Source organism: Nostocoides veronense, assembly GCF_039531185.1.
GTDB classification, from domain to species: domain Bacteria; phylum Actinomycetota; class Actinomycetes; order Actinomycetales; family Dermatophilaceae; genus Nostocoides_A; species Nostocoides_A veronense.
Map to the genome: position 1 here is coordinate 1 of NZ_BAAAPO010000020.1, position 2,890 is coordinate 2,890.

General features: G+C 62.0%; 1 protein-coding gene and 1 pseudogene. Both read left to right on the top strand.

Translation table 11 applies throughout. The features are described 5' to 3' along the window. Positions 1–1,620: 1,620 nt before the first annotated feature. Entirely contained in the window at positions 1,621–2,670 is a 1,050-nt protein-coding gene (locus tag ABD225_RS05885) for a Mu transposase domain-containing protein (RefSeq protein ID WP_344082443.1), read from the top strand. Beyond that, positions 2,667–2,890, top strand: a pseudogene (locus ABD225_RS05890) (hypothetical protein); the annotation flags it as partial. The gene ABD225_RS05885 and the pseudogene ABD225_RS05890, both read left to right, overlap by 4 nt.

Consider the following 2,890-nt stretch of genomic DNA (forward strand, 5'->3'; position numbering starts at 1 on the left):
ACTCGCCACGCCGAACCCTGGATGGGTATTTCCCCGCCCAGATGTCTCACGAAGTCAGACGCAAACCAGCGGTGAAGGTCAGCGAGGTGTGTGTCGAAGACCCACGATTCTCGGCCAGGAGAGCCGACCCGGGGCCTGACGATCTCTTTCACGGGCCCGAAGGCTCAGCCGAAAAGCGACACAACCCGGAGCCTCCTCCCACGGACACCGTGGCGAACACCACCTGGAACTAGAAGGGCCTACTACTAGTCATACAAGCCGGCAAACCCCACGAAGATCGCTGCGGGCGGAAACTACCTGGTCAGTCTTCGTAGGAGAATCGACGGGTTTTGTTCTTCTCAGCGAAGTACTCGCGCTGCCGATGCGCTCGCTCAAGTTTCCGGGACCGCTCTTGACATGGTTCGCAAGTGCATAATTCGGCGCCTGGAGCCTGCGGTAATTCTCCAAACTTTCCGTACTGCCACGAAACCCAGCGGCCAAGAAGTTGCATAGTCTCAGATATTTGGACCCACGAAGGGTTGCTAATTTCACACGGGAGATCTTCGATCTCAGTCAACTCATTCACGGACATGTAGATGCCACGCTCTCGCCAAAGAGATTGGCAGACATCTTCACGTGGTATCCCCCTAGCCAACCTCAGCGCCTTAAGGTGGGCGCCGATTCCACTCGTGAGCGGGGACCTCTGGGCCGAAATTCGAATGAGCGATACGAGTTGTTGTGAAGACGACGAACGATGATCACTCAATTCATCGGCCTTGATGGCCACCATGAATCCGCTCTCTAAAGCGGAGTCCGCCAATTCTTGATCCTCGGCATCCAGCAGTGCGACTAATGGTGCGCCCCACCTGGAGGCCAACCCTCTGAACAAAAAGCGATATCGATGCAGAGGGGGGGCATAGTGAACGATAACTGCAGAAGGCAATCGGGATACAAGTGCTTCATCGTCCTCACCATCTGAGATCAATACCGAGGAATCGAACTCCGGAGATGCGACAGCTGCCATCAACGACCTCAGCGACGCAAGGATCCGCTCATCGACGCTCCCGCCATTGAGAGGCACAAAGATTACGTTGGCTGCGATGTGTGATTGCGCAACGGGGGCGTTCATCGTTTGGCTTCCTAGCGAGCGGACTGAGAAAGGGATGCTGGAGCGGGTGGCTTCTCCAGTGACCTTTTGAGGATGCACCAGAGATCCCATAACTGTTCAGCCGTGTCAAAGTCGAGACCTGACTCCGTCTGGATGGAATCCAGTCTTTTCCGCCTAAGGGGGCTCGGCAAAAGCGCGATCCCGTCGGCCTGCGACTCCATCCGATGGAGGAACTTGATGTAATCGGACTCTTGCACCTTCGCGAAGGTAGCTGCACCTCGCAATTGCGCAGTCAACGACAGAAGCCCATTGGCTAGCGAGACAACGTCAGAGAAGGTTGACTCATCCAATCCGAAAGATTCGAAGAACTCCGACGAAAGCAGCGTTCCTTCTTGCGAATGATTGGAGGCTTCCACTAGTCTGGTCTCCTTACACGAACCCTTGGAGTGTCCGATACAACTGGCGCTCCCGTAAGCGGTCCTGGAACGCGCTTCCCTGTCGCGCTCAATGAAACTCTACACGATGGCTGGCTCGTGGTTGTTACCGGGTCCACGGAGCGTGATTGGGACGCGGACGTCGGGGACGGTGCTGGCCGAGCGGGTCGGCTGGGCCGGCTCGATCCGCTGGTTCCGGGCAACGTCAACCGGGTCCGGGCCGATCACCGCCCGATCGACCCGGCGGATCGGCTGTCGTGGGCGGCCGGGGAGGCGACCCAGTGGGATCTGTGGTCCCCGCCGCACAAGATCCTCCTCGAGGACGGCACCAGGACGCTGTTGCCGGTGCTGGTGATGACGTGCGCGTTCTCGCGGTTCATGCTCGCCAGGATGATCCCGACCCGCAAGAGCGAGGACCTGATGCTCGGCTCGTGGGAGCAGCTCAACGAGCTCGGTGCGGTACCGCGCCGGATGATCTGGGACAACGAGTCTGGCATCGGGCGGCGCAAGCTGACCGAGCCGGCCGCGGTCTTCGCCGGCACCCTGGCCACCAAGGTCGTGCTGCTCCCGCCGCGGGACCCGGAGTCCAAGGGCGTGGTCGAGCGACGCAACGGATGGTTCGAGACCTCGTTCATGCCGACGCGGCACTTCGAGTCCCCGGTCGACTTCAACGACCAGTTCACGCACTGGCTCTCGGGTGCGAACCAGCGCACGGTGCGCGCCACCAAGGCCAGCCCGATCGACCTGCTCGAGACCGACACGGCGGCGATGCTGCCGCTACCGCCGGCGGTGCTGCACCTGGGCTGGCGCAGCCACGTCCGCCTCGGCCGGGACTATTACGTGCGCATCGACACCAACGACTACTCCGTGCACCCGTCCGCGATCGGCTCCCGCGTCGACGTCACCGCCGACCTGGAGAGGGTCCGGGTCAAGCACGGCGGACGACTCGTCGCCGAGCATGAACGCCGCTGGGCCCGCTCGATGACCGTGACCGACCCCGCCCACGTCGCCGCGGCCGCGGTGCTGCGCCGCGCCTACCAGCAGCGTGACCGCGCCCTGCTCCCCGACCCGCCCGAGGCGATGGTCCGGGACCTGGCCGACTACGACCGGGCCTTCGGCCTGGACACCCAGGACGGAGGAACACTGTGAGCACCAAGAGCGGCAAGAACACCGCAGCCGCGGAGACGACCAAGGCGATCATCCACCTGGCCGCCGCCCTCAAAGCACCCCGGATCACCGAAGCAGCAGCCCGCCTGGCCGACCACGCCCGCGACACCGGCTGGACCCACGAGGACTACCTGTGGTTTGCGTCTGACTTCGTGAGACATCTGGGCGGGGAAATACCCATCCAGGGTTCGGCGTGGCGAGT